The organism is Pseudomonas avellanae BPIC 631, from assembly GCF_000444135.1.
Lineage (GTDB): Bacteria > Pseudomonadota > Gammaproteobacteria > Pseudomonadales > Pseudomonadaceae > Aquipseudomonas > Aquipseudomonas avellanae.
In genome coordinates this window covers 1-1,902 of record NZ_ATDK01000359.1, presented here as the reverse complement: position 1 = coordinate 1,902, position 1,902 = coordinate 1, and the positions used below count along the sequence as shown (strand labels likewise).

The window sequence follows — 1,902 nt, the reverse complement described above, 5'->3', positions numbered from 1 at the left end:
TACAGATGCCCTATCGAAATGATGACGGAAATGATGTCCAAGCATCATGAGAGTCCATCCCTAACTCAATAGCCGGGTGTTGCACTCAGCCTCTGAAACCGCCGGCAATAAAATACGTTATCACCAATTATTGACGCGTATTGTTGAGGGTGTACGCTGCTCACCAGCGGCGGCGTTTTGGTGACTAAAATCTTAATCCGTGCTCATTTATAGCCCTACTGAGGGATTTACATGCAGGATGTGACGAAAGTCGTCTCGAACGACTCGCGCAGGCTGACCGCCGTCGAATTTCAGCAATTGGCCGCAGTACCGTCAGCGGTCGAGTGGTTTGCCAACATCGACAACCCGCGCACGCTCCGTGCCTATAAAAATGACCTGACGGATTTTTCTTCCTTTATAGGGCTGGCCAACGCCGACGACTTTCGCCAGGTCACCCGTTCGCACGTGTTGGCCTAGCGCGCCGATCTGGAACAACGCGGCCTGGCCGGGGCCACCATCCGCCGCAAACTAGCCGCGCTGGCCAGCCTCTTCGATCACCTCCTGGACAGCAATGCAGTCACGGGCGGTAACCCGGTACACGGCGTCAAACGACCGAAGATCGAAAGCAACGAAGGCAAGACTCCGGCCTTGGGCGATCACCAAGCCAAGGCGCTGCTTGAGGCCCCAGACGAAAGCACGCTTAAGGGCCTGCGTGATCGGGCCATTTTGGCGGTGCTGCTCTACCACGGCCTGCGCCGAGAAGAAGCAGCGCAGCTGCAGGTCAGCGACATCCAAGAAAGGCGCGGTATCCAGCACCTGAAAATCCATGGCAAGGGCGGCAAAGTGCGCTACCTACCGCTACACCCTATTGCGGCCGGGCGCATCCACCTGTACCTGGAACGATCAGGGCATCACCTGGACGACAAGAAGGTCCCGCTGTTCATACCGCTGAGAGGCAAAACGACCGGCGCCGGGGTTTCGGCCAACGGGATCTATACCGTGGTCGAGGCCTATGCCAAAAAGGCAGGGATTGAGGTAGCCGGTCTGGGCGTGCACGGACTACGTGCGACTGCTGCCACCAATGCGCTCGATCATGAAGCCGACATTGCCAAGGTCCAGGCTTGGCTGGGCCATGCCAACATCAGCACAACCAAGATCTATGATCGGCGGGAGAACAGGCCTGAGGATTCACCGACCTATAAGGTGAAATATTGACTTTCACACGTGCCACAGACTGCTATTGACTGCTATTTGGTGAACGACGAACGCCACCGGCGCTTATGAGTAATGACAGGACTCGGCTTTCGATCAGTCACTTCGCTATCAACGTCTCTGCACTGGACCGCAACGACATTCGGGGCGGAGCCACACAGCGAATTGTGAATCCCAACGCGGATGTTTTTATGAATGGAAGCTGTTTATGGCGAGGTTACAGCCGCAGCCTGTCAGGCTGCGGCTGTAACCTGACGGCGACCTTAGCCGCAGTCCTGCGGCCAGTAATAGCAGCCGCCGATGATCTTTTTGCTACTTCCTAATGTGATGCGCGCTTGTAAAGGAAGTGCCTTGGTGCTACCGATTTGGTTTTTTTCTGCGTCCTTGGCGACTGAGTAATTAGCGTTCGTAACAGGTGCAGAGTGCTTGGCTTCGATCGCGAACGCCGTGCCTTGAAGGCCGATGGCGGCAAATTCCTCTCCACCTGCCACAACCTCCATCGACCCTAGGCATTTTGGCGATCTGAACGTGCAGCACTCCATAGCTTCGGGGAGCAACGGAACAGAAAGTGCACTTAATCTCATATTTAGGGAACCTCCGAACAAGTCTCAAATATGCGAAAATCGCCTGACCACCTGATCCGAGCCGCCCATGAGCCAAATGAGCTTTTCCGACGTTGAGTACGCAGGCAAACGCAAGCAAACCCGCCGC

General features: G+C 55.8%; 1 protein-coding gene and 2 pseudogenes. 1 reads left to right on the top strand and 2 read right to left on the bottom strand.

What is annotated here, in order from left to right; translation table 11 throughout:
• Window positions 1-231 precede the first annotated feature (231 nt).
• Window positions 232-1,194, top strand: a pseudogene (locus DW49_RS01000000128705) (tyrosine-type recombinase/integrase).
• 32 nt (window positions 1,195-1,226) lie between these two features.
• On the opposite strand, the pseudogene DW49_RS1000000133760 reads toward DW49_RS01000000128705, so the two are convergent.
• Together DW49_RS1000000133760 and DW49_RS0121575 are read right to left on the bottom strand one after the other, a co-directional pair.
• Window positions 1,227-1,340, bottom strand: a pseudogene (locus DW49_RS1000000133760) (carbon storage regulator); the annotation flags it as partial.
• Window positions 1,341-1,454: 114 nt separating this feature from the next.
• Window positions 1,455-1,691, bottom strand: coding sequence for a hypothetical protein (locus DW49_RS0121575; protein WP_029768505.1), 237 nt, complete (start codon window positions 1,689-1,691; stop codon window positions 1,455-1,457).
• Window positions 1,692-1,902: the final 211 nt, after the last annotated feature.